Origin of the sequence: Streptomyces sp. HPF1205, from assembly GCF_020400825.1 — a bacterium.
In the GTDB taxonomy this organism is placed as follows: Bacteria; Actinomycetota; Actinomycetes; order Streptomycetales; family Streptomycetaceae; genus Actinacidiphila.
In genome coordinates this window covers 359335-381902 of sequence record NZ_JAINVH010000001.1, presented here as the reverse complement: position 1 = coordinate 381902, position 22568 = coordinate 359335, and the positions used below count along the sequence as shown (strand labels likewise).

The window sequence follows — 22568 nt, the reverse complement described above, 5'->3', positions numbered from 1 at the left end:
GACGAGCGGGGAGGGAAGCGGAAAGGAGTCGGCACGGTGGACGGCGTACGGCGGTGGTCCCGCGGACCCGGGCGGAGGCCCGACGACCCTGCTCGACGGGCCGGGCCGCGGCCTGGCGGACGGACCTCCGGGCCGCGGGCCTCGCGGTCGTGGTCGTGGTCGCGGCAGCCGGGGAGCACGCGGCAGTCGGGATGGCCGGGGCGGAGAGGGCGGGCCTGGCAGGCGTGGGGGGCGTCGGCGATGTGCCTGGTGTCGTTCGCCGCGGTGTGGACGGCGCAGCGTGCGCTGCGGGTGTCGCTGCTGGACGTGATGGTGTACCGGGCGGTGGGCTGGACCGTGCGGTCCGGCGGGGACGTGTACGGGCTGCGGGTGATGACCGCGGGGCTGCCGATGACCTACCCGCCGTTCGCGGGTCTGCTGTTCGTACCGCTGACCTGGGTGGGCGTCGGCGCCATGCGGACGCTGGTGACCGCCGCGAACCTGCTGCTCACCGTCGCGCTCGCGGCCCTGTCGTTGCGGCTGGTGGGCCGCCCGGGCCGGCCGGCCGCCGTCCTGGCCGTCGCCGCGCTCGCGGTGTGGAGCGAACCGGTCTGGACCACCCTGCGCTACGGCCAGATCAACCTGCTGCTGGCGGTCCTGGTGCTGTGGGACCTGACCCGCGCCCCCGCCCAGCGCTGGGCGGGTGTCGGCATCGGGATCGCCGCGGGGATCAAGCTCACCCCGGCGTTGTTCGTGGTGCTGCTCGCCGTTGCGGGGCTGCTGGCGCGCGGCACCCCGTATCTGCGCCGCGCGCTGGTCGCCGCGGGCACATTCGCCGCCACGGTGCTCATCGGGGCGGTGGCGCTGCCTCACGACTCCCGCCGGTACTGGACGAGCGTCGCCTGGGCGCCGGGGCGTCCAGGCCGCGCCGAGAACGTCGCCAACCAGTCCCTGCGCGGGGTCGTGGCCCGTCTCGGCCACACCGCCGCCCCGGGCCCGGCCTGGCTGCTGCTGTCGCTGGTGGTGGCCGCGGCCGGCCTCGCCTGCGCGGTCGCCGCCCTCCTGGCCGGCCGGTCCCTGCGGAACGGGACCGCGTGGGCGACCCTGGCCTGCGCGGTCACCGCGCTCCTGGTCAGCCCCGTGTCGTGGTCCCACCACTGGGTGTGGGCGGTGCCCGTGGTGGTCCTGCTGGTGACGGAGGCGGTACGGGACGACGTCCCCGCGGACCGCGCGCCTGCGGCTGCCCGCGTACGTGCCCAGGACCCGCCCGGGCTCGCACCCGCGGCGGCATCGCGGCGCCGCTCCGCGGGCCGGCTCGCCGCCGCGATGGCGGTCGCCCTGGTCTTCTGCAGCTACGTGATCTGGTCGGTACCGCACGGCGTCCACCGGCCCGAACTGCGGGAGAACGCCGCCGAAATGGTCCTCGCCGCGGCCTATCCGCTCGTCGGCCTGGCCTTTCTGGCAATGGCGGGATCGCGGGCCGCACGCGCCATGCGCGACAGGCCCCGCCGGATCACGCCGGTCCGCCGCGGCGGCCGCTCACCGGCGCGGAGTTCATGAGCTCCGGGCGGTGCGGGGCCGCGTTCGGGCGCCGGTGTCCGTATCCCCCGCGTCCCCGGCCGCAGCCCGCCTCGGCGGCCGTCGGACCGCATCGGCCGGTCGGCGTGTCCGCCGATCCGGACCCCCGTCCGCCCGCCCGCCCGTTGGTGCGGCGCCGAGGGCATCAGCGCCGGGATGCCGAGGGCTCCAGGCCCGGGCCCTCGGCACGACGGAGGAACGGCGGACGCACGGTGGACGCACGGTGGACGCAGGGTGGACGAAGTGGGACGAGCCGCCAGCCCGTTGTTCAGCGCGCGGGCGTCGTCCGCCGCCACCGCTCCACCGCGATGAGGGCGCCGAGCCCCGACACCGCGGCGAGCACGGCCAGGGTGACGGCGACGGCGTGCGCCGACGGGTGGGCGGAGGCCGTCTGGAGCCGGTTCAGGAAGAGCGTGCCGAAGGTCGCCACGCCGATGAGCTGCCCGAGCTGGGTCACCGTGGCCAGCAGCCCGCTGGCGTCGGCGGCGTCCGCGGGAGCCACCTTGGCCAGGGCGAGGGCGAACGTCGGGCTGAACGCCAGGCCGAGACCGGCCCCCAGGGCCATCAGGCCCAGGTACGTCCAGGCGCCGCCGTCACCGCCACCGCGCAGCGCCAGCGCCATGTCCACGTACGACAGGGCCGCCAGCGCCAGACCGGTCACCGCCAGCCATGGCCGCCACGCGACCGGCAGCCGCGACCAGTTGAGGCCGACGCCGCCGAAGGTGACCGCGCACGCCACGAAGGTGAGCCCGGTACGCAGCGCGCTGTACCCGAGGCCGGACTGCAGGTGCAGGGCGATGGCGAACAGGAAGCCGGCGTTGACCGCCATGCTGAGCGCGATCACGGCGACCGCGCGGGCCATGCCCGGCGCCCGCAGCACCCGGGTGGACACCAGCGGGGCGCCACCGCGCCGCGCGAGGCGTGACTCCAGCACCATGAACAGCGCGAACAGCACCGCGCTCAGCGCCAGGCACACCCAGCCCCACAGCGGCCAGCCCTCCTCCTGCCCGAGCACGAGCGGCACGGTGAACAGGGTGACGGCCGCGGCCAGCACCGTCAGCCCCGGCAGGTCCAGGCCGCGCCCGCCCGCCCGCGGACCGGGCCGGTCGGCGGGCAGCACCCGGGGGACGGCGACCAGCATCAGCACGCCGATCGGCACGTTGACCAGGAACACCGGCCGCCAGCCGGTGCCGAACAGGTCGGCGCTGACCAGTACCCCGCCCAGCGACTGGCCGAGCGCGGCGCCCGAGGCCAGCACCGCGGAGTACACGCTCATCGCGCGGGTGCGGGCCTCGCCGGTGAAGGTGATCTGCAGCAGGCTGAGCACCTGCGGGATCATCAGCGCGGAACCGGTGCCCTGCGCGAAGCGGAAGCCGATCAGCTCCCCGGTGTTCTGCGCGAGCCCGCAGGCCAGTGACGACAGCGTGAACAGGGCGAGGCCGGCGAGGAACAGCCGGCGGTGCCCCAGCAGGTTGCCCAGCCGCGCCCCGGTGATCAGCAGCACCGCGTACGCGATGGTGTAGCCGGCGATGACGAGCTGGAGGGCGGAGCCCGAGGCGTGCAGGTCGGAGCGGATGGTGGGCGCGGCCACGTTGACGATGAAGACATCGAGCAGGGACATGAACTGGCCGCCCAGGATCACGGCCAGCAGCAGGCCGGTCCGCGGTCCGGCCCTGCCGGACCTTTCGCCGGTACCGGTTCGGCCCGCACTGCCCTCGCCGGCCGGCCCGGCGTGGCCGCGGGCGGACCCGGCCGGGGTGCCGTGGGACGGGGAGGCTGTCGCGCTGTTCGTCACTGCGGTTTCGGTCATGACCACGATCATGGCGCCGGTGCGATACGGGTAACGAGAGCCCCGTGATCCTGGTACTGACAGCACCTGGCAGCGGAGGCGGCGGCGCGTGAGGATGGTGAGTATGGCCCAGCCGCAGCAGCAGACCACGCAGCAGGGGCAGGAAAGGCAGGGCAAACAGTACCGCCGCAGCGAACTCGCCGCTTTCCTCCGCAGCCGCCGCGCTCGTATCTCCCCTGCCGACGTGGGCATGCCGCCGGGGGTGCGCCGCCGCACACCCGGGCTGCGCCGCGAGGAGGTCGCGCAGCTCGCCGGGGTGGGGGTGACCTGGTACACCTGGCTCGAACAGGGCCGGCCGATCAACGCCAGCGTCCAGGTGCTGGACGCGGTGGCGCGCGTGCTGCAACTGGACACGACCGAGCGTGAGCACCTCTACCGGCTGGCGGGCATCCCGTACGTCCGCGAACCGGTCTCGGACGCCGAGGTCGTCGGCGACGAGGTGCTGGGCATCCTGTGCTCGCTCGACCCGCTGCCCGCGGCGGTCTACAACTCCCGCTACGACGTCCAGGCGTCCAACGCCACGTACCGGGCGCTGTGGCCGATGAGCTCGGTCGTCGAACGGGAGGAGCGCAACGTCCTGTACAAGCTCTTCACCATCCCGGAGTGCTGCTCGACCATGGTCAACAGCAACGAGGAGCTGCCCTGGATGGTGGCGCAGCTGCGCAGGTCGTACGGGCAGCACGTGGGCGAGCCCGCGTGGGAGTCGTTCATCGCCCGGCTGATCAAGGAAAGTCCGCTGTTCGCGCAGCTGTGGGCCAGCGGGGACGTGGCGGCGCCCGGCCGGCGGGTGAAGATCTTCCGGCAGGCGGACGTCGGGATCATCAACCTGACCACGATGTCGCTGAGCATCGACGGGATGGCCGAGCACCGGATCGTGGTCCACACGCCGGTCGGCGAGGAGGACCGGCTGCGGATCGAGCGGCTGCGCGCCCTGGAGGACCAGACCGTCGGCTGCTCCGTCCACGGCCGCCGGCTCTCCGTGGTCCTCGCGGAACGCGTCGCGGCGGCCACCGCACGCGCGGACACGGACGACCTCCCCGCGATCACGGCCTGACCGCCCACAGGGCGGAACCCGCGCGGAAAACGACGAGGGCGAAACGGTCCGCGCTTTTCGCGGACACATCTCGCCCTCGCACTCGTGGAGCTACGGGGAATTGAACCCCGGACCTCTTGCATGCCATGCAAGCGCTCTACCAACTGAGCTACAGCCCCTCGCCGTCCCGTTCTCGCCGGGCGACGGGAAGAAGCATAGCCGGTAGGCGGACCGGAAACGAAATCGGTTCGGTCGGTTCGGTCCGTGCCCGCCGCGGACCGGCGTACAGGCCGGGGACGCAGGTCCGGCACGCAGACCCGGCGTACAGGCCCGGCGCCGGCTACGAGTCGTCGCCGAGGACCGGCTCGGGCAGCGTCCCCGCGTTGTGCTCGGTCAGCCGCCAGCCGCGCGCGCCCTCGCCGAGGACCGACCAGCAGCAGTTGGACAGGCCGCCGAGGGACTCCCAGCTCACCGGGTCCAGGTCGAGGAGGCGGCCGATGGTGGTGCGGATGGTGCCGCCGTGGCTGACCACGACGAGCACGCCGCCGTCGGTGAGCTTGTCGGCCGCGGCCAGCACCACGGGAGCGGCCCGGTCGGCGACCTCCGTCTCCAGTTCACCGCCGCCCCGCCGCACGGGCTCACCGCGCTTCCAGGCCGCGTACTGGTCGCCGTACCGCTCGTTGATCTCGGTGTGGGTCAGGCCCTGCCAGGCGCCGGCGTACGTCTCGCGCAGGCCCTCGTAGTGCGTGACGGGCAGGCCGGTGACGGTGGACAGCTCCTCGGCGGTACGGGCGGCCCGGCGCAGGTCGGAGGAGATGATCGCGTGCGGTGTGAGGGCGGCGAGCAGCCGGGCGGCGCGGCGCGCCTGGGCGACGCCGGCCTCGGTGAGGTCGATGTCGGTGGTGCCCTGGAACCGCTGTTCGAGGTTCCAGGTGGTCTGGCCGTGCCGCCACAGCACGATCCTGCGGCCCCGGCCGCGGTGCCCGCTCAGTGGACGCCCCCTTCGTCGCCGACGGCGGCCGCGTGCGCGGCGGCGTGCTCCGCGCCCTTGCCGCGGGTCGCCACGGCGTCCTCGGGCAGCTCGATCTCGGGGCAGTCCTTCCACAGCCGCTCCAGCGCGTAGAACACCCGCTCCTCACTGTGCTGGACGTGGACCACGATGTCGACGTAGTCCAGCAGCACCCACCGGCCGTCCCGCTCGCCCTCCCGGCGCACCGGCTTGGCGCCCAGCTCCTTGAGCAGGGTCTCCTCGATGGCGTCGACGATGGCCTTGACCTGGCGGTCGTTGGGCGCGGAGGCGACGAGGAAGGTGTCGGTGATGGAGAGCACATCGCTGACGTCGTACGCGATGACGTCGTGCGCGAGCTTGTCGGCGGCTGCCTGGGCGGCGGCGCGGGTCAGCTCGATGGAACGGTCAGTGGCGGTCACGGATACGGCTTTCCGGTCGGGGGCTGTCTTCCTCCAGGGTCTCACGACCCTCCGACAGCCCCGACCGGATTACCGGCGCCCCTGGTCACGCCCCGCAAGTCCCGCGGGGCGTGACCAGGCGCGCTGCCGGACGTCACGCCCCGCGCCGGGCACGTCACTGACCGGTCTGCGGCTTGTAGTCCCTGCCGAGTACGACCGAGATGTCGGCGTTCGCCGGCACCGTGCCCTTCTTCACCGCGCTCGTCGGCAGCCCGAGGGTGGCGGCCACGTCCTTCGCGGCGGCCAGTCGTGCCGGGTCGGCGTAGAGCACCTGGGAGAGCGCCTGCGTACCGCTCGCCTTGGCGCCGGGCACATAGGTGTACGTGCCCCCGTTGACGATCGCGGCCTGGGCGATCGAGGCCGCCTTCGCCTTGCCGCTGGCGTCGCTGATCGTGACCCGGGGCTGCCCGGAGGACGCGCCGGAGCCCTGTTTGACGTTGCCGCCGAGGACGGTGCTCACCACGCTCCGGGTGGCCTGCGGGCTGAGCGAGCCGTCGCTGCCCACCGGCAGCATCGCGGTGTCGTAGGCGCCGGTCTTGGCGAGTTCGGCGAGCCGCGCGAGCGAGGCGCCGAGCTGGCTGTCGCTGAGCGAGGGGTCGAGGATCTGGCTGAGCGCCTGCACGGTCTTGGTGGCGTCGGCCGCGTCGCTCGGCATCTTCTTCAGCACCGCCTCCATGACCTGCCCGAACCTGGCGAGTTCCGCGGTCTGCGGTTCGCCCGGCGCCTTGTAGGTGGCGTACGCCACGGCCGCCTGCCCGCTGAGCTCGGTCTGCTTGCCCTGCGTCACCAAGGTCTTCCCGCTGTTCTTGCCGGTGCCCTTCACGGTGGCGTCGGTGTCCACGTAGACGTCGCCGAGGGAGTCGACGAGCAGTTCCAGGTACGGCGAGTCCAGCCGCCAGCTGCCCTTGATGTCGGTGCCCAGGAGGGTGTTGAGCGAGTCCCGGGTCGGGCCGACGCCGTCCGCGACCGATTTGTCCAACGTGGTGGGGGTTCCGTCGTCGCCCGTCAGCGCGAGGGAGTTGGGCAGGAGCACGGTGGTGCCGCGGCCGTTGGTCTCGTTGTCGACCAGCAGCACGGTGGAGCTGGGGCCGCCGCTGACCGGGAGCAGGTGGACGACGATCACGTCGCGTTTCTGCGCCCCGCCGGCCGCTGCCGCGGTGGTCTTCCTGTCCTTGCCCAGGCCCGGGATCTTCCCGGCCCGCCACAGGTAGCCGGCCCCGCCGAGCAGGGCGAGCACCAGCAGCAGCGCCAGGCCGCGCTTGCGGCTCTGGCTGCGCCGCTTTGCCTCCTCGCGCCGCTCGGTGCGCGACTCGGTGAACTTCAGCCAGTCGATGACCTCTTCGGACTCCTCGGAGTCCTCGTCCACGAAGGCGAACTGCTCGGTCCGGTAGTCCACCCCGGCGCCCGCCCCCTGGCCGGCCGGCTCCGCCTCACCGCCGGCCCGCTGCCCACCCGTCTCGTACACCGGCTGCTGCCCGGTGTCGTGGACCGGTTGCTGACCGGTCTCGTACACCTGCTGCGGGCCGGTGTCGTAGACCGCGTGCTGTCCCGTGTCGTAGACCTGCTGCTGCCCGGTGTCGTACGCCGCGTGCCGGCCGGTGTCGTACACCTGCTGCCGGCCGGTCTCGTACGCCGCGTGCTGCCCCGTGTCGTACACCGGCTGCTGCCCGGTGTCGTACCCCTGCTCGTAGTACGGCTGCTGGGGCTGCTGGGGGATCCAGCCGGGCGAGCGGCCCTGGCCGGCCTGGCCGCCTTGGGTCGGGTAGGGCTGGGCGGGGCCGCCCTGGTAGTACGGGCCGGGGTCCTGGTACGCCTGCTGCTGGGGGACCTGCGGCGGCGGGGGGGACGGCGGTGCCTGGAGCGGCCTGCCGTACTGATCGTAACCATAGGGCTGCTGCCGGTAGTAGGGCCCTTCCGCGTATGGGTCCGTCTCGTCGTCCGGGCCGCCCTCGGCATAGTGCCAACGGGGGTTTGCGTCGTTCACGAGGAACCCCTTCGCGTGTTTCGTTGCGTCGGCTACCCGGTCGCGTCCCGGTACAGCGCGCGTTTGTCGATGTAGCGCACCACACCGTCCGGAACCAAGTACCAGACCGGCTCCCCCTTGGCCACCCGCTGGCGGCAGTCGGTCGACGAGATGGCCAGCGCCGGGACCTCCACGAGGGAGACCCCGCCCTCGGGGAAGCCCGGGTCGGACAGCGTATGCCCGGGACGGGTCACGCCGATGAAATGCGCCAGCGAGAACAGCTCCTCCGCGTCGCGCCAGGAGAAGATCTGGGCGAGCGCGTCGGCACCGGTGATGAAGAAAAGATCCGCCGTCGGGTGCTCCGCGCGCAAATCCCGCAGCGTGTCGATGGTGTAGGTCTTGCCGCCGCGGTCGATGTCGCTGCGGCTGACCGAGAACTGCGGGTTGGAAGCGGTCGCGATCACCGTCATGAGGTAGCGGTCCTCGGCGGCGGACACCTTGCGCTCGTCCTTCTGCCAGGGCTGCCCGGTGGGCACGAACACGACCTCGTCCAGGTGGAACAGGCTCGCCACCTCGCTCGCGGCCACGAGGTGCCCGTGGTGGATGGGATCGAACGTGCCGCCCATCACACCGATGCGCTGCTTCTTCGCCGCGATCATGCTAGTCCCGGTTGAAGCGGGTCACGATCACCAGCAGGAGCAGCAGCGCGCCCAGCGCCCCGAATCCGGTCAGGTACGGGCTGAGGCTGTTGTGGTGGCCGCCGTTCTCGGCGAGGGTCGTGAGCGGGGTGAGGGCGGAGGCTGCGACGGTCGTCGGCATGATGGCGGGACCCTTTGCTCGTTCGGGGACGTCATGATGACTCTCGGCACATCGTACGGGCGGGCCCGGGGGAACTTCGCGCAGGCTCCGCGCGTCCTGACTGTGTAACGGTTGGCTAGCAGGGGGTTGGGCCCAGTATGTCCGAACCGAACGAAGCGCCGAAGGGAACCGGCGAGGCCGGAGCCGACCGGGTGAGCACGGAAAAGCTGCCCGGTCGAAAGCGCCGCCGCTTCCCCGACATCTCCTCCCGCGCGTACGAGCACCCGGCGGACCGGTCCGCCCTGGTGGCCCTGCGCAAACTGAGCGGGTTCGACACGGTGTTCAAGGCGCTCAGCGGCCTCGTCCCCGAGCGGAGCCTGCGGCTGCTGTTCCTGTCGGACTCGGTGCGGGTCAGCGACGAGCAGTTCGCCCACCTCAACCACATGCTGCGGGACGCCTGTTGGATCCTGGACCTGGAGAAGGTCCCCGCGATGTACGTCACGCAGGACCCGCGGCCCAACGCGATGTGCATCGGCATGGACGAGCCGATCATCGTGATCACCACCGGCCTGCTGGAGCTGCTGGACGAGGAGGAGATGCGGGCGGTCGTCGGCCACGAGGTGGGCCACGCCCTGTCCGGCCACTCGGTCTACCGGACGATACTGCTGTTCCTGACCAGTCTGGCCATCCGGGTGGCGTGGATACCGCTGGGCAACCTGGCGGTCCTGGCGATCGTCACGGCGCTGCGCGAGTGGTTCCGCAAGTCGGAGCTGTCCGCGGACCGGGCCGGCCTGCTGGTGGGGCAGGACCTGCAGGCGTCGATGCGCGGCCTGATGAAGATAGCCGGCGGCAACCACCTGCACGAGATGAACGTGGACGCGTTCTTGAAGCAGGCCGACGAGTACGAGGCCGCCGGCGACCTGCGCGACTCGGTCCTGAAGATCCTGAACGTGCTGCCGCGCAGCCACCCCTTCACCACCGTGCGCGCCTCCGAGCTGCGCCGGTGGGCCGCCGGCCGGGACTACCAGCGGCTGATGGACGGCCACTACCCGCGGCGCACCGAGGACCGGGACACCTCGGTCAGCGACGCCTTCAAGGAGTCGGCGAACCACTACGCGGACACGGTGAAGCAGAGCAAGGACCCGCTGATGGGCCTGATCAGGGACCTCTCCAACGGGGCGGGCGACCTGGGCGGCAAGCTGCGCGACGTGTTCACGGGCTCGGGGTCGGCGACGCGGACGGCCGAACGGCCGCCGGGGTCCGGCTCGCCGGAGGAGCCGGGAGAGGACCGCGAGGAGGAGCCGCCGACGCGGTAGCCGATGCCGGGGTGGCCGTCGTGGCCGACGTGGCCGGGGCCGTCGTGGCGGGAGCGGCCGGCCCGGCCGGGGCGGCGGACGCCAGCGGGGCGCACACCTCGCCGGCCGGGTGGTCGTGGTCGTACGGGTCGTCACCGGGCAGGCCGCCGGGCGCCGTCTGCCCGGCGAGTACCGGGCGGAAGCCCTCGACGGGGGCGGCGCAGGCCAGCGGACCGGCCGCGACGTCGGCCTGGACGAGCTGGACGTGATGGTCCCGCAGGTCGTCGTGGTCGAACCGGAAGCGCAACTGGCGCCGTACCGTGAAAAGCGACACGCCGCTCGCGGGGTCCGGGCCGCGCAGCGCGTAGACGTAGGTGTGGTCGGCGGCGACCTCCAGCTGGTCGTCGTCGGCGCGGGCGGCCCGCAAGGTGCCCTGGACCCGGACCTGGTCGGTGACCATCCGCACACCGGCGGCCGGGTCGAAGCGCACCAGCCAGCCGGTGGCCTCGTGCAGTCCGTCGTCGGCGGGCCGGGACAGGCTGGAGTCGAACTGGTCGAGCTGCCCGGGGTCGAGCAGGTTGCGGACCTCGCCCACGTCACCGCTGAGGGTGGTGCGGGGATCCAGCCCGGAGTCCGTCAGGTACTCCTTGGCGAGGGTGTAGGCCCGGTCGACCTCGGCCTCGGAGTAGCCGCCGATGCCGCGGGAGCCGTCGGCGGGGTTGATGCCCTCCGCGCCGACCCGGTAATGCGCGGCCGCACTGCCCGCGAAGGGCGACGCGGCCGGCACGGCGGGTACGGGGCCGGCGGGCACCAGCGGGATGACGGTGGCGCGCAGCCGCACGGCCGGGTCCTGGGAGCCGGAGCGGTAGGGGTGCCGCACCCCCATGTACACCGCGAAGCCGAAGGCCACCACGATGAGCAGGATCAGGGCGGTCGCCTGCCGGGCCAGGCCGCGGGGCAGCACGTGCCGGACCCGCACCGCCCGGGCGGCGCCGTCCAGCCGCTCCCTGGCGGAGAATTCCTGGATCCGGGCAGCCCTGACGAACGATTCGTCGAAGACGACGGATCGGTACTCGTCGTCGCCTCCGGGGACGCCCTCGGGCGTGCCCTCCGGGGGCTCTCCAGAGCCGCTCATATCACAAGGTTAAGTCTCCGAGCACACGAATAAACGCCCCGGTACCGGTCAACTTGACTGGAGATCAGAAATTCGGCCCGGACCAGGAGCGGTGACCGGGGCGGAGACCGAGGCAGGGACCGAGGTGGGGACCGAGGCCGGGTCGGAGGGCCGGACGGGCGATCGGCCGGGAGCGGAACTCAGGACGATGCCGGGCCGTGCCTCCCTGCCGGAGCGGCCGGGAGGCACGGCGGCGGGACGACGGGACGACGAACGGGACGACGGGACACAAGCACAGAGGCAGGACCGCAGAGGGGGATCACACAAGCAGGACCGCAGAGGCAGGATCGCGGACACGGGATCACGGAAGCGAGGTGCCGACCAGGGGACCCACGCCCTGGGGGGCGGACGGTCCCGAGCCGGTGGCGGCAGCCCCGCCGCTGCCCACCGGGCCGACCCTCCCCACGGTGCCGCTGGAGGGTGCCGGCGGGCCGGGCTGCCGGCTGCCGCTCGCCCCCCGGTAGACCGCGGCGAAGGTCAGGGCGACCACTCCGATGCCCATCACCACGGCCAGTGCCCAGGCGACCGGACGGTGCCAGCGGGTGGTGCTGCCGCGGTACGGGTGCCCGGCCGCGTACAGCTCGTCGAAATCGGCGGCGGCGTCCTCGCCCAGCTCGGGGACGACGGCCGGCCTTCTGTGCCGTCCGGGCCTGCCGGGCGGGAGCACTGGACCTTCGGCGACGGCAAGCATCCGTTCCCGGGCCGTGGGCTCGTGGAACAGGGCGGACCGTACGAAATCTTCGTCGAGGACTACGGAGGCGAACTCGTCATCGTCCGGCATCTGTTCAGGGTAATGCGGAAGTTGGCCCTTTGGGCAGGGGAAATGTGCCCGGCTGTGCGCTGCCTGTGCGCTCTCACGGGGCTCCGGGGACGCCTGTCAACGGATGTGACCGTCTCCGGTGACCACGAATTTGGTGGAGGTCAGCTCGGGCAGCCCCATGGGCCCGCGGGCGTGCAGCTTCTGGGTGGAGATGCCGATCTCCGCGCCGAAGCCGAACTGGCCGCCGTCGGTGAAGCGGGTCGAGGCGTTGACCATCACCGCGGCCGCGTCGACCAGCCGGGTGAAGCGGCGGGCCGCGGACTGGGAGGTGGTGACGATCGCCTCGGTGTGGCCGGAGGACCACAGCCGGATGTGGCCGACGGCCGCGTCCAGGGAGTCCACGACGGCGGCGGCGATGTCGTACGACAGGTACTCCGTCTCCCAGTCCTCGGCGGTGGCCGGCACCACCGTGGCCTTGGTGCCGTGCGCCTCGGCCAGGGCGGCCACCCGGGGGTCGCCGTGCACGGTGACCCCGGCCTCGGCGAGCGCGTCCAGCGCCCGGGGCAGGAACCGCTCGGCGATGTCCTGGTGCACCAGCAGCGTCTCGGCGCTGTTGCAGACGCTGACCCGCTGTGCCTTGGAGTTCACCAGGATCCGCACGGCCGTCTCGATGTCGGCCTCGGCGTCGACGTACACATGGCAGTTGCCGGTGCCGGTCTCGATCACCGGGACGGTGGAGCCCTCGACCACGGTGCGGATCAGCGACGCGCCGCCGCGGGGGATGAGGACGTCGACCATGCCGCGGGCGCGCATCAGCTCGGTGACCGACTCGCGGCTCTCGCCGGGGACGAGCTGGACGGCGTCGGCGGGCAGCCCGGCGCCGCCGACCGCGTCGCGCAGCACGGTGACCAGGGCCGTGTTGGAGGCGTACGCGGAGGACGAGCCGCGCAGCAGGACCGCGTTGCCCGATTTCAGGCACAGGGCGGCGGCGTCGACCGTGACGTTGGGCCGGGCCTCGTAGATGATGCCGACCACACCCAGCGGGACCCTGATCTGCCGCAGCTCCAGCCCGTTGGGCAGGGTGGAGCCGCGCAGCACCTCGCCGACCGGGTCGGCCAGGCCCGCCACGTGGCGCACGTCGGCGGCGATGGCGGCGATGCGCTCCCTGGTCAGCGTCAGCCGGTCGACGATCGCGGGGCTGGTGCCGGCCTCCTCGGCGCGGGCCACGTCCTGCGCGTTGGCCGCGAGGATCTCCTGGGTGCGGACGATCAGCGCGTCGGCGATGGCCTCCAGCGCGTCGTCCTTGGCGGCCCGGGGCAGCGGGCCCAGGTCGGCGGCGGCGGCACGGGCCCGGTAGGCCGCGAGCATGACGGGCGACTTGGGCAGCGGAGAGGGCATCTCCCAGGAGCTGGCGGTCATGGGTGCAGCGTACCGGGCACGGCCCCGCGCCGGACGGGCGAATGCCCGCCCCGGCTCAAAACGGGTGCACGCCCACCGGCACCGCCGGCGGCGGACCGTAGCCCTCGGCCAGCCGCTGGTGGTAGGTGGCCCGGTCGATCACTTCCAGGCCGACGGTCTCCCAGGGCGGCAGCCCGGCGGTGGAGCGGTGCTCGCCCCACAGCCGCAGGGCCAGCGCGGCGGCGTCGTGCACGTCGCGGGCCTCCTCCCAGTACCGGATCTCGGCGTGGTCGGTGGCGTAGCGGCTGGTCAGCAGGAAGGGGTGGTCGTGGGCGAGCTGCTCCAGGCCGCGTCTGACCTCGGCGAGCGGGGTGCGCGGCCCCGAGACGCTGAGCGTGACGTGCCACAGCCGGGACGAGACCGCCTGCTGGGGCACGCGCTCGGACCGCTCGGACCACTCCGCTCGCTCGGACCGCTCGGACCACTCCGCTCGCCCGGACCGCTCGGACCGCTCCGTCCGCTCGTCCCGCTCGTCACCGCCGGCGCCCTCGGTGCCGTCCACGCCCGCGGTGCCGCGGGCACAGTCGGCGCGGTCGGTGCCGCCGGCGCCGGTACCGACGCCTTCGACGCTGACCAGCGCGCGCCGCGCCGTACTCCCGGACAACGGCCCTTGGCGCCCTCGTTTCACCGGCGGCCTCCTGTCCTGTGGACGACTTCCCCGACAAAGGGTCCGCTTAAGAGTTGACCAGGCTCCGGGAGGCGGTGGGGGCGTTTTGGCCAAGAAGGACGCGCCAGGGGCCGGCCGGCGGCCCCGGATCCGTCCACCGGATACGGGAAGCGGCAGGTCAAAGGCCCAGCAGGACCAGGTCGTCGCGGTGGACGACCTCGCGTTCGTAGGCGGGGCCCAGTTCCCTGGCCAGGTCGCGGGTGGAGCGGCCGAGCAGCCGGGGCAGCTCGCGGGCGTCGAAGTTGACCAGGCCGCGGGCGACCGCCCGGCCGGACTCGTCGAGCAGGTCCACCGGGTCGCCCGCGGTGAAGTCGCCCTCCACCGCGGTCACGCCGGCCGGCAGCAGGGAGCTGCGCCGCTCGGTGACCGCGCGGACCGCGCCCGGGTCCAGCCGCAGCGCGCCGCGCGGGGCGGAGGCGTGCGCCAGCCACAGCAGCCGGTCGGCGGAGCGCTTGCCGGTGCGGTGGAAGTAGGTCCCGGTGGGGCGCCCGGCGAGCGCGTCGGCGGCGTGTACGGCCGAGGTGAGGACCACCGGCACTCCCGCGCCGGTCGCGATGCCCGCGGCCTCCACCTTGGTGACCATGCCACCGGTGCCCACCCCGGACTTCCCCGCGCTGCCGATGGAGATCCCGTCGAGATCCCCCGGGCCCCGGACCTCGGCGATCCTGCTGGTGCCGGGGGTGCGCGGATCGCCGTCGTACAGGCCGTCCACGTCGGACAGCAGCACCAGGAGGTCGGCCCGGACCAGGTGCGCGACGAGCGCGGCGAGCCGGTCGTTGTCGCCGAACCGGATCTCGTCGGTGGCCACGGTGTCGTTCTCGTTGACCACCGGGAGCGCGCCCATGGCCAGCAGTTGGTCGAGGGTGCGGTAGGCGTTGCGGTAGTGGGTGCGGCGGCTGACGTCGTCGGAGGTGAGCAGGACCTGCCCGACGCGGATGCCGTAGCGGGCGAACGAGGCGGTGTAGCGGGCCACCAGCAGGCCCTGGCCGACGCTGGCCGCGGCCTGCTGCCTGGCCAGGTCCCGGGGCCGCCGCTCCAGGCCGAGCGGTGACAGTCCCGCGGCGATGGCGCCGGAGGAGACGAGCACGATCTCGCGGTCGTCCCTGGCCTTGGCCAGCACGTCCACCAGGGCGTCCACCCGGTCGGCGTCGAGCCCGCCGGCCGCGGTGGTCAGTGAGGACGAGCCGATCTTGACCACGATCCGGCGGGCGGCGAGGACGTCCTGGCGTACGGGCTCGGTCACGTGCGTCCTCATCGTCTGGCGTCGGTCGGCCGGCTACTCGGGGTGCCGCAGCCGCCAGCCCGCCCAGGCCGAGGTCACCATCTGGCGGACGTCGCGGGTCGCCGTCCAGCCCAGTTCCTTGGTGATCGACTCGGCGGAGGCGACGACACGTGCCGGGTCGCCGGGGCGGCGGGGGGCCACCTCGGGTGCGAGACCAGTGTGGCCCGAAACCTCTTGGATGATCGCCACCATTTCGGCAACTGAGACGCCCTTGCCGGTGCCGATGTTGAGCACCAGTTCGGCCTCCGGGTCCTCGGCGAGCCGGCGGGCGGCGGCCAGGTGCGCGGAGGCGATGTCCTCGACGTGGATGTAGTCGCGGACGCAGGTGCCGTCGGGTGTCGGGTAGTCGTCGCCGAAGATCGTCGGCGGCTTGCCCTGCGACAGGCTGCGGAAGACCATCGGGACCAGGTTGAAGACGCCGGGGTCGCCGAGTTCGGGGGTGGCCGCGCCCGCCACGTTGAAGTAGCGCAAGGACGCCGTCGCCATGCCGTGCGCCCGGCCGGTCGCCTTGACCAGCCACTCGCCGGCGAGCTTGGTCTCGCCGTAGGGGCTCATCGGCTCGCACGGGGTCCGCTCGGTGACCAGGTCGACGTCCGGCATCCCGTAGACGGCCGCGGAGGAGGAGAACAGGAAGCGGCCCACCCCGGCCCCGGCGGCGGCCTCCAGTACGGTACGCAGGCCCTCGACGTTCTCGCGGTAATACCACAGCGGACGCTCGACGGACTCGCCGACCTGCTTCTTGGCGGCGATGTGCACCACGCCGTCCACCTGGTGCTCGCGCATCACCCGGTCCAGCGCCGCGCCGTCCAGTACGGTTCCCCGCTCCAGGGGCACCCCGGCGGGCAGCCGTCCCGCGTCGCCGGTGCTCAGGTCGTCGAACACCACGACCCGCTCCCCGGCCTCGGTCATCGCCTTGACGACGTGCGATCCGATGTATCCGGCACCGCCGGTGATCATCCAGGTCATTCCGTCACCTTACCGGGGGCGCCGGCGAGCCGGGGCTCGGCGTCGACCCCGAGGCAGACCAGCGCCGGGCCCCCGGACGGCCCCCGGGTGAGGAGCGCGGGACGGCCGACGGCGTACGGCGCCGGGGCGCCCGCCGGCACGAGCAGGCCGCCCGGGCCTTTGGTGGTGCTCCGCGTCCGCCTGCCCTCGTCCAGCAGGGCGCCGCCGAGGTCGTCGCGCACGCCGAGCACGGGCGGCGCCCCGGGGTGCGGCCCCGGCAGGAGCGAGAGCGGGCCGAAGCCGCTGCCCGGGACGAGCGCCTCGCGCTTCCAGCGCGGGCGTCCGACGCCCGGTTCGAGCCGGCCCACCACGACGGTCGCGCTGTCGGGTGCGCGGTAGCCGAGCAGGACCGAGCCGTCCGGGCCGGCCGCTGCGCCGGGCACGTCGCCGGGGCGCGGCAGCGCGGCCACCACGCGGTGGCCGAGCGGGCCGCCGGGGGTGCCCTGGGTCCATTCGTGCACGTGGTCGCCGCCGGCCGCGTACACGTGGATACGGCCGGCCTTGTCCACGACCGCCGCCAGTCCTTCCTGCACCTGTCCGCCGGCCAGTGAGAGCCAGCGCGACCACTGGCCGGTGGCCGAGCGGACGCGGGTGCTGAGGCCCTTGGCGGCGTTGCGGACGAAGACGTGGACGGTGCCGTCCGGTGCGGCGACGGCGGTCGGGGGCCCCACCCGCCGACCGCGCACCTGGCTGCGCTCGGGGTTGCCGAGGCTGGTCCAGCGGCCGGGGCGCGGCCCGGTGGGCACGCCGTCGAGCAGCACGACCTCCCTGGTGTTGCCGGCCGCGCCGCCGGAGAAGCCGGAGAAGCGCAGGCCGAACAGCAGGTCCTGGCCGGCCTGGGTGCGCACGACGCTCAGCGCGGGCGCCAGCGGGCCGCCGCCCAGGTCGTCCGGCGCGCTCCAGGTCCCGCCGCCGGCCGGGCTCCACCGCCAGCGGGCGGCGCGTGTGCCGAGGACCCCGTACACCGTCCAGTCCGTCTCCTCGGTGACGGCCACCTTGGGGCCGGCGGGCCGCGCGTCGCTCGGCCTGGGGCTGCCCGGGGAGGACCGCGAGAGGACCGGCGGCGCGGGCACGACCTGCGGCCCGGCGGTCGGGTAGCGGTAGTGGGTGCTGCGCACCCAGCCCTTCTTGGAACGCAGCGTGCTGTCGTCGCCGACGCTGTAGTCACCGCACCCCAGCGGCGAGCCGCAGTGCCACGACGGGCTGCCGCCGTAGTCGTTGAGGATCTCGGACTTGGTCTGCACGAGGCCGGCCGGCAGATCGTACGGCCACCGCTGGTTGTAGTAGCCGCGGTAGACGTTGGTCAGGAAGGCCGGCACCCGGCCGTCCTGGGTCACCGCGGCGTCCACCCACTGGGCCAGGGCCTGCCAGGTGAGCTGGGCGGCCGCGGTGTGGTCGGGGTGGTCGGAGTAGCCCACCGCGTCGCTGCCGCGGGGGTGGGTCTTGTCGTGCACCTGGATGTCCGGGTCGGGGTCCAGGGTGCACACGAGGGTGGGCCGGTAGCGCTGGAAGAGGGAGACGAGGGCGTCCATCAGGTCCTGCCGCCCGTACCAGGTCGAGCGGCGCACCGGGGAGCCGGGGACCACGATGGTCCTGCCCTTGGCGTCGGACTGGGCCCATATCCGCGACAGGTTGGTCCTGCCGCCCGGCACCTTCGTGTGCATGTCCAGGTTGAGCAGCACGAGTTCGGCGCTCCTGCCGCCGTGGCTGAGGCTGTGCAGCTCCGCCTGGTGGCCGCCGGGCAGGTCCAGCGCGGTGCGCCGCCAGGGGGTGAACAGGCCGGCCCCGAGCATCCGCGCGTATGCCTGGTGCAGTCCCTGCTGGCGGGCGCCGACGTAGGCGGGGATGTTCGCGGGCGGCTTGGGCCCGCCCGGCACCTGGTTGACGCCGAAGGAGCCGCCACCGGTGATGTAGACGGTCACCACCGGCACGCCGCGCTCGATGGCGCCGAGCGTGTCGGGGTTCATGAAGAACAGGTCGTCGTCGGGATGGGCCACGACCTGCAGCACCAGGGCCCGCCCCGCCGCGCCGAACCCGGGCCGGTCGGCCAGTGTCACCGCGGACTTGAACGGCTTGCCGTACCGCACCTGAGCCGTCTTGCCACCCCGGCAGCCTGTCGCCAGTGCCGCCAGCATCCCGCCCATTGCCCCCGCCGCGGACCGCCGGGTCAGCCCCGGCCGTGTCCGCCCCAGCAGACGATCCAACGTCCTGCTCCGTTCATCTGTTGTGCGACTATTACAGGCGCCCCGTTCAAAAGAGGGGCGGCCGGGACCGCGGGTTTCCTCCGGCTCGGTGACCCACGTCACATGGCCGACCCGGGCGGCCAGACGCCCGAGCGGAAGGCGGGGACCGTGCGCACGACGGACGGCGCGGGCAGCGCGAGCTGCCCACCATGGCAGGACAGGGGGGTACGGATACCGTGAGCGACACGCTCCTGCCCTATGCGGTGAGCGCGGCCAAGCGCGCCCGCACGGTGGTGGTGAAGGTACGGCGCAGGGTCGAGCGGATGAACACCGTGCCGACTCTCGGCGGCGGGGTGCATCCGCGCGCGCTGCTCGCCCCGGTGCACCTGTCGGTGCTCGGCGGCCGGACGCTGAACGTCGCGGTGCCCTTCGCCGGCGACCGGGCCGGCCTGGCCGCCGCGCGCCTGGAACTGGCCAGGGGCAGCCGCCGCATGAGCGTCGACCTGACCGCCGAGCCGTGGCAGGACGGCGGGCTGCTGCTGACCGCGACCGTGCCGCTGCGGCACGCGGGGTACCCGGAGGGCGGGTCCAGGGGCCTGGTGCTCGACAGCGGCCTGTGGCGCTTCTCGGTGGTGACCACCGACACGGGCGGCCGCGAGACGCGCTCGGGGCTGGCGGCAGCGCCGTTCGGCAACGCCGACGGGCCGACGCTCGCCAACCCGGTCTCCCGCGCCAGCGGCGCCGTCTTCCGGGTGGTGCGGTCGGTGGACAACCGGGCGATGCTGAAGGTGTCCGCGCCTGCCCATCAGGCCGAACTGACCGGGCTCGACCTGCGCTGGGACCGGATCACGGTCCACGGCAGGGTGATCGCGCCCCGGCACCCCCACGGCGAGTACGCGGCCCAGATCGTGCGCCGGGGCTCCGCGGGCGGCCTGCCGGTGCGGCCGGTGTGGGACGGCGACACGTTCTCCTTCGACGTACCGCTGGACGCGATGATCGCGGGCCAGCGGGTGCAGCGCACCTGGGAGGTGCAGTTGCAGGCCGGCCGGACCCGGCTGCGCCTGGCCCGGCGGCTGACCCATGTGCGCCACCCGAAGCAGGTGTACCGCACCCCTTACCGCATCGTCGCGCTCGCGGACGGCTCCCTTGCGCGCGTGCACGCCCATCTGACCGCGGCCGGGGCCCTGGCCGTAGCCTGCGCCGCTTTTGGAACCGACGAGGACGCATGAAGATCACCTTTCTGCTCACCTGGGGCGACGAGATGGGCGGCACCGAGATGGCCGCCTACAACCAGGCGGTGCACCTGTCGCTGCGGCACGACGTCGAGGTGCTCAGCGTCTTCAAGACCCGGCCCGAGCCCTTCTTCAGCGCGGCCCTTCAGGTCAAGCGCCGCTACCTGGTCGACCGCACCGGGTCCTACGAGCGCCCGGTGCGCTCCTCCGTACTCGACGAGAAGGCGTGCCGCACCCTCGCCTCGCTGCCCAGTGAGCTGATCAAGCCGGTTTGGGAGAGCACCTTCAACCGCCTGTCGGACGTCGAGATGACCGCGGCGCTGCACAGCCTGGACTGCGACGTGCTGGTCACCACGACGCCGGCCCTGATGGCCGCCGCGGCCGAACTCGCCCCCGAGCGGGTGGTGACCGTGCACGAGGAGCACCGCGCCTCCCAGTTGCGCGGGACGCCGGGCGAGCCGCTGCTGGTGTACGGGCCGAGGATCGACGCGCTGGTGTCGCTGACCGAGCGCACCAACGACTGGTTCGCCGAGTCGCTCGGCGACGCGGCGCCCGAGCTGGTCGCCATCCCCAACGCGGTGCCCGACGGATACCGGCCGCGCTCGGACCGCGAGGGCAAACTCATCGTGCTGGCCGCCCGGCTGACACCGGAGAAGCAGATCGACCACGCCATCGAGGCGTTCCACAAGGTCGCCGCCGACTTCCCCGACTGGCAGCTGCGGGTCTTCGGCGACGGCCCGCAGGAGGTGCGGCTGCGCCGCCTGGTGGAGAGCCTGGGCCTGCACCTGCGGGTCGAACTCGTGGGCCGCTCGGCGCAGATGGAGGAGGAGTGGGCCAAGGCGAGCCTGTGCCTGCTGCCCTCGCGCAACGAGGCGTTCCCGCTGGTGCTGCTGGAGATGTTCGCCGCGGGGGTGCCGGCGATCGCGTACGACATCGTGACCGGCCCGGCCGAGATCATCCGGCACGGGGTGGACGGGCTGCTGGTGCCGCCGGGGGACGTGGAGCGGCTGTCCGAGGCCATGGCCCGGCTGATGAGCGAGGACGAGACGAGGCACGCCTACGGCGAGGCCGCCCGCGCGGGCGTGTACGAGCGGTTCGGCGGCGCGCAGATCACGGCCCGGTGGGAGGAGCTGTTCCAGCGGCTGGTGGCCGAGCGGGACAACCCCGAGCGGCACGGCCGCCGCGCCGACCGCGCGGCGCTGCGCATAGCCGCCGGCGGCACCCGCAACTTCACGGTGGCCGCGCCCGCCTCGTCGCTGGCGAACTCCGCCGACGAGCAGAAGGCCAGGGAGGTGCTGCTCCAGGCGCAGGACCGCGGCCTGATCCGCTCGGCCGGCCGGCTGGCCGAGGAGCGCGACGACGTCACCAGCCGCGGCATGGCCAGGATCAACCTGGAACTGACCACCAAGGTGCTGGAGGACGCCGGGATCCCGTACATCCTGCTGCGGGCCGACGGCGTCGCGTACCGGCTGGCGGTGGCCGTCGAGGACCGCGAGCGGGTGATCGAGGCGCTGGCCGGCGCGCTGCACGGCCGGCCCGTCTACGCCGAGCTGCTGGGGCCGCGCACCGCCGCGCCCGGCGCCGTGCTGGCCGAGCGGCTGCGGGGGGTGGGCGAGGTCGCGGGCCTGCGGGTGTTCAAGCCGATCACCAGCGCCAGCCGGACCCTGCGGTACGGCCCGGTGTACGGCTGCAGCGTGGAGTTCTGGATGACCGACGAGGAGGACGGCTGGCGGGTGACGCCGCGCGGCGCGACCCTCCTCGGCAAGCGGCTGCCCTCGCTGGAGCCGACCGCGAAACTGCGGGTGGGCGACCGCGACTACCCGACGCTGGCCCAGTTCACCAAGACCCTGATGTGGGAGGTCGACTTCCCGGTCGACGTGGTCTACACGTGGGTGGACGACACGGATCCCGCCTGGCGGGAGCGGCGCAACGCGACCAGGCGGGCGCACGGCATGCCCGTGCACAAGGCGGACGACGGTGCGCAGCGGTTCCGCAACCGGGACGAACTGCGGTACTCGCTGCGGTCGCTGGAGATGTTCGCGCCCTGGGTGCGCACCATCTACCTGGTGACGGACGATCAGGTGCCGAGCTGGCTGGACACCTCCCAGCCGGGCGTGAAGGTCGTCTCGCACCGGGAGATCTTCGCCGACAGCTCGTGGCTGCCGACGTTCAGCTCGCACGCCATCGAGAGCCAACTGCACCGCATCGAGGGCCTGTCCGAGCACTTCCTGTACCTGAACGACGACGTGTTCATCGGCCGCCCGGTGGGACCCGAGGCGTTCTTCCTGAGCAACGGCGCCGCGAAGTTCTTCCGCTCGCCGACGACGGTGCCGCCCACCGAGCTGTCGGACGACGACGAGGCCTACTTCGCCGCCGCGAAGAACAACCGGGCGCTGCTGGAGAAGGCGTTCGGCCGGGTGGCCACCCACAGCTTCCTGCACACGCCCCACGCCCTGCGCCGCAGTGTGCTGGCGGAGATCGCGGAGCGGTTCCCGCAGGAGGTGTCGCGTACGGCGGCCAACCCGTTCCGGTCCGCCTCCGACCTGTCGATCACGTCGTCGCTGCACCACCACTACGGCTACCTGACCGGCACGAGCGTGCCGTCGCAGATCTCGTGCAGCTACGTCAACGCCGGCAACTACGAGCACCACTCGGTGCTGAGCCGCCTGCTGGCCACCCGCGGCAACGACGTGTTCTGCATCGGCGAGTCGCCGGACGCCGAGGTGCCGGCCGAGGAGCAGGACCGGGTGCTGCGGGCGTTCCTGAGCGCCTACTTCCCGGTGCGCTCGCGCTTCGAGCGCGACTGAGCGACCCGCTTCGAGCGCGACCGGGCGACCGGAGCGGA

The 22568-nt window shown here is 73.3% G+C and carries 18 protein-coding genes and 1 tRNA gene; 5 read left to right on the top strand and 14 right to left on the bottom strand.

Going from position 1 to position 22568, the window contains the following annotated elements:
• Positions 1-240 precede the first annotated feature (240 nt).
• The gene (locus K7G61_RS01570) at positions 241-1539 is read left to right on the top strand and encodes a glycosyltransferase 87 family protein (RefSeq protein ID WP_225844637.1); all 1299 of its coding nucleotides are present in this window, start codon (positions 241-243) and stop codon (positions 1537-1539) included.
• Between the two features lie 286 nt (positions 1540-1825).
• Here K7G61_RS01570 and K7G61_RS01565 read toward each other — a convergent pair whose 3' ends face one another.
• Positions 1826-3367: an MFS transporter gene (locus K7G61_RS01565; protein WP_225844636.1), complete on the bottom strand. Its 1542-nt coding sequence runs from the start codon at positions 3365-3367 to the stop codon at positions 1826-1828.
• A 103-nt stretch (positions 3368-3470) separates the two neighbouring features.
• Between K7G61_RS01565 and K7G61_RS01560 the strand changes: the two genes are divergently transcribed.
• Positions 3471-4460, top strand: a complete 990-nt coding sequence (locus K7G61_RS01560) for a helix-turn-helix transcriptional regulator (protein WP_225844635.1) — start codon at positions 3471-3473, stop codon at positions 4458-4460.
• An 85-nt stretch (positions 4461-4545) separates the two neighbouring features.
• On the opposite strand, the gene K7G61_RS01555 is transcribed toward K7G61_RS01560, so the two are convergent.
• From K7G61_RS01555 to K7G61_RS01530, 6 genes are all read right to left on the bottom strand, one after another.
• Positions 4546-4618 (bottom strand) — tRNA-Ala (locus K7G61_RS01555).
• Positions 4619-4779: 161 nt separating this feature from the next.
• Complete coding sequence (locus K7G61_RS01550) at positions 4780-5430, bottom strand: histidine phosphatase family protein (protein WP_225844844.1); 651 nt, start codon at positions 5428-5430, stop codon at positions 4780-4782.
• Positions 5427-5867 carry a ribosome silencing factor gene (gene rsfS, locus K7G61_RS01545; protein WP_225844634.1) on the bottom strand — a complete coding sequence of 147 codons (441 nt, stop codon included), beginning with the start codon at positions 5865-5867 and terminating at the stop codon, positions 5427-5429. Before rsfS ends, K7G61_RS01550 begins: the two co-directional genes overlap by 4 nt.
• A 154-nt stretch (positions 5868-6021) precedes the next feature.
• Positions 6022-7890, bottom strand: a complete 1869-nt coding sequence (locus tag K7G61_RS01540) for an LCP family protein (RefSeq protein WP_225844633.1) — start codon at positions 7888-7890, stop codon at positions 6022-6024.
• 32 nt (positions 7891-7922) lie between these two features.
• Complete coding sequence (nadD, locus tag K7G61_RS01535) at positions 7923-8528, bottom strand: nicotinate-nucleotide adenylyltransferase (protein WP_225844632.1); 606 nt, start codon at positions 8526-8528, stop codon at positions 7923-7925.
• Between the two features lies 1 nt (position 8529).
• Positions 8530-8688 carry a hypothetical protein gene (locus K7G61_RS01530; RefSeq protein ID WP_225844631.1) on the bottom strand — a complete coding sequence of 53 codons (159 nt, stop codon included), beginning with the start codon at positions 8686-8688 and terminating at the stop codon, positions 8530-8532.
• A gap of 137 nt (positions 8689-8825) precedes the next feature.
• Between K7G61_RS01530 and K7G61_RS01525 the strand changes: the two genes are divergently transcribed.
• Positions 8826-9983 (top strand): M48 family metallopeptidase, encoded by a 1158-nt coding sequence (locus K7G61_RS01525; protein WP_225844630.1) that lies wholly within the window; start codon positions 8826-8828, stop codon positions 9981-9983.
• Here K7G61_RS01525 and K7G61_RS01520 read toward each other — a convergent pair.
• From K7G61_RS01520 to K7G61_RS01490, 7 genes are all read right to left on the bottom strand, one after another.
• The gene (locus tag K7G61_RS01520; RefSeq protein WP_225844629.1) at positions 9880-11097 is read right to left on the bottom strand and encodes a hypothetical protein; all 1218 of its coding nucleotides are present in this window, start codon (positions 11095-11097) and stop codon (positions 9880-9882) included. The two genes, K7G61_RS01525 and K7G61_RS01520, sit on opposite strands and share 104 nt — an antisense overlap.
• Positions 11098-11437: 340 nt before the next feature.
• On the bottom strand, positions 11438-11917 hold the full coding sequence (locus tag K7G61_RS01515; RefSeq protein ID WP_225844628.1) for a hypothetical protein: 480 nt from the start codon (positions 11915-11917) through the stop codon (positions 11438-11440).
• 96 nt (positions 11918-12013) lie between these two features.
• Positions 12014-13294 (bottom strand): glutamate-5-semialdehyde dehydrogenase, encoded by a 1281-nt coding sequence (locus tag K7G61_RS01510; protein WP_374204025.1) that lies wholly within the window; start codon positions 13292-13294, stop codon positions 12014-12016.
• 76 nt (positions 13295-13370) lie between these two features.
• On the bottom strand, positions 13371-13982 hold the full coding sequence (locus K7G61_RS01505) for a hypothetical protein (protein WP_225844626.1): 612 nt from the start codon (positions 13980-13982) through the stop codon (positions 13371-13373).
• Between the two features lie 157 nt (positions 13983-14139).
• Positions 14140-15264 (bottom strand): glutamate 5-kinase, encoded by a 1125-nt coding sequence (gene proB, locus K7G61_RS01500; RefSeq protein ID WP_225844625.1) that lies wholly within the window; start codon positions 15262-15264, stop codon positions 14140-14142.
• A 33-nt stretch (positions 15265-15297) separates the two neighbouring features.
• Positions 15298-16269 carry a UDP-glucose 4-epimerase GalE gene (gene galE / locus K7G61_RS01495; RefSeq protein ID WP_225844624.1) on the bottom strand — a complete coding sequence of 324 codons (972 nt, stop codon included), beginning with the start codon at positions 16267-16269 and terminating at the stop codon, positions 15298-15300.
• Positions 16266-18443 (bottom strand): PIG-L family deacetylase, encoded by a 2178-nt coding sequence (locus K7G61_RS01490; RefSeq protein ID WP_225844623.1) that lies wholly within the window; start codon positions 18441-18443, stop codon positions 16266-16268. The genes galE and K7G61_RS01490 overlap by 4 nt, the downstream gene beginning before the upstream one ends.
• Positions 18444-18727: 284 nt before the next feature.
• On the opposite strand from K7G61_RS01490, the gene K7G61_RS01485 reads away from it, so the two are divergent.
• Both K7G61_RS01485 and K7G61_RS01480 read left to right on the top strand, forming a co-directional pair.
• A complete protein-coding gene (locus tag K7G61_RS01485) occupies positions 18728-19720 on the top strand; it encodes a hypothetical protein (RefSeq protein ID WP_225844622.1) in 993 nt (330 codons plus the stop codon).
• Positions 19717-22530, top strand: coding sequence for a stealth conserved region 3 domain-containing protein (locus K7G61_RS01480; RefSeq protein WP_225844621.1), 2814 nt, complete (start codon positions 19717-19719; stop codon positions 22528-22530). The genes K7G61_RS01485 and K7G61_RS01480 overlap by 4 nt, the downstream gene beginning before the upstream one ends.
• Positions 22531-22568: the final 38 nt, after the last annotated feature.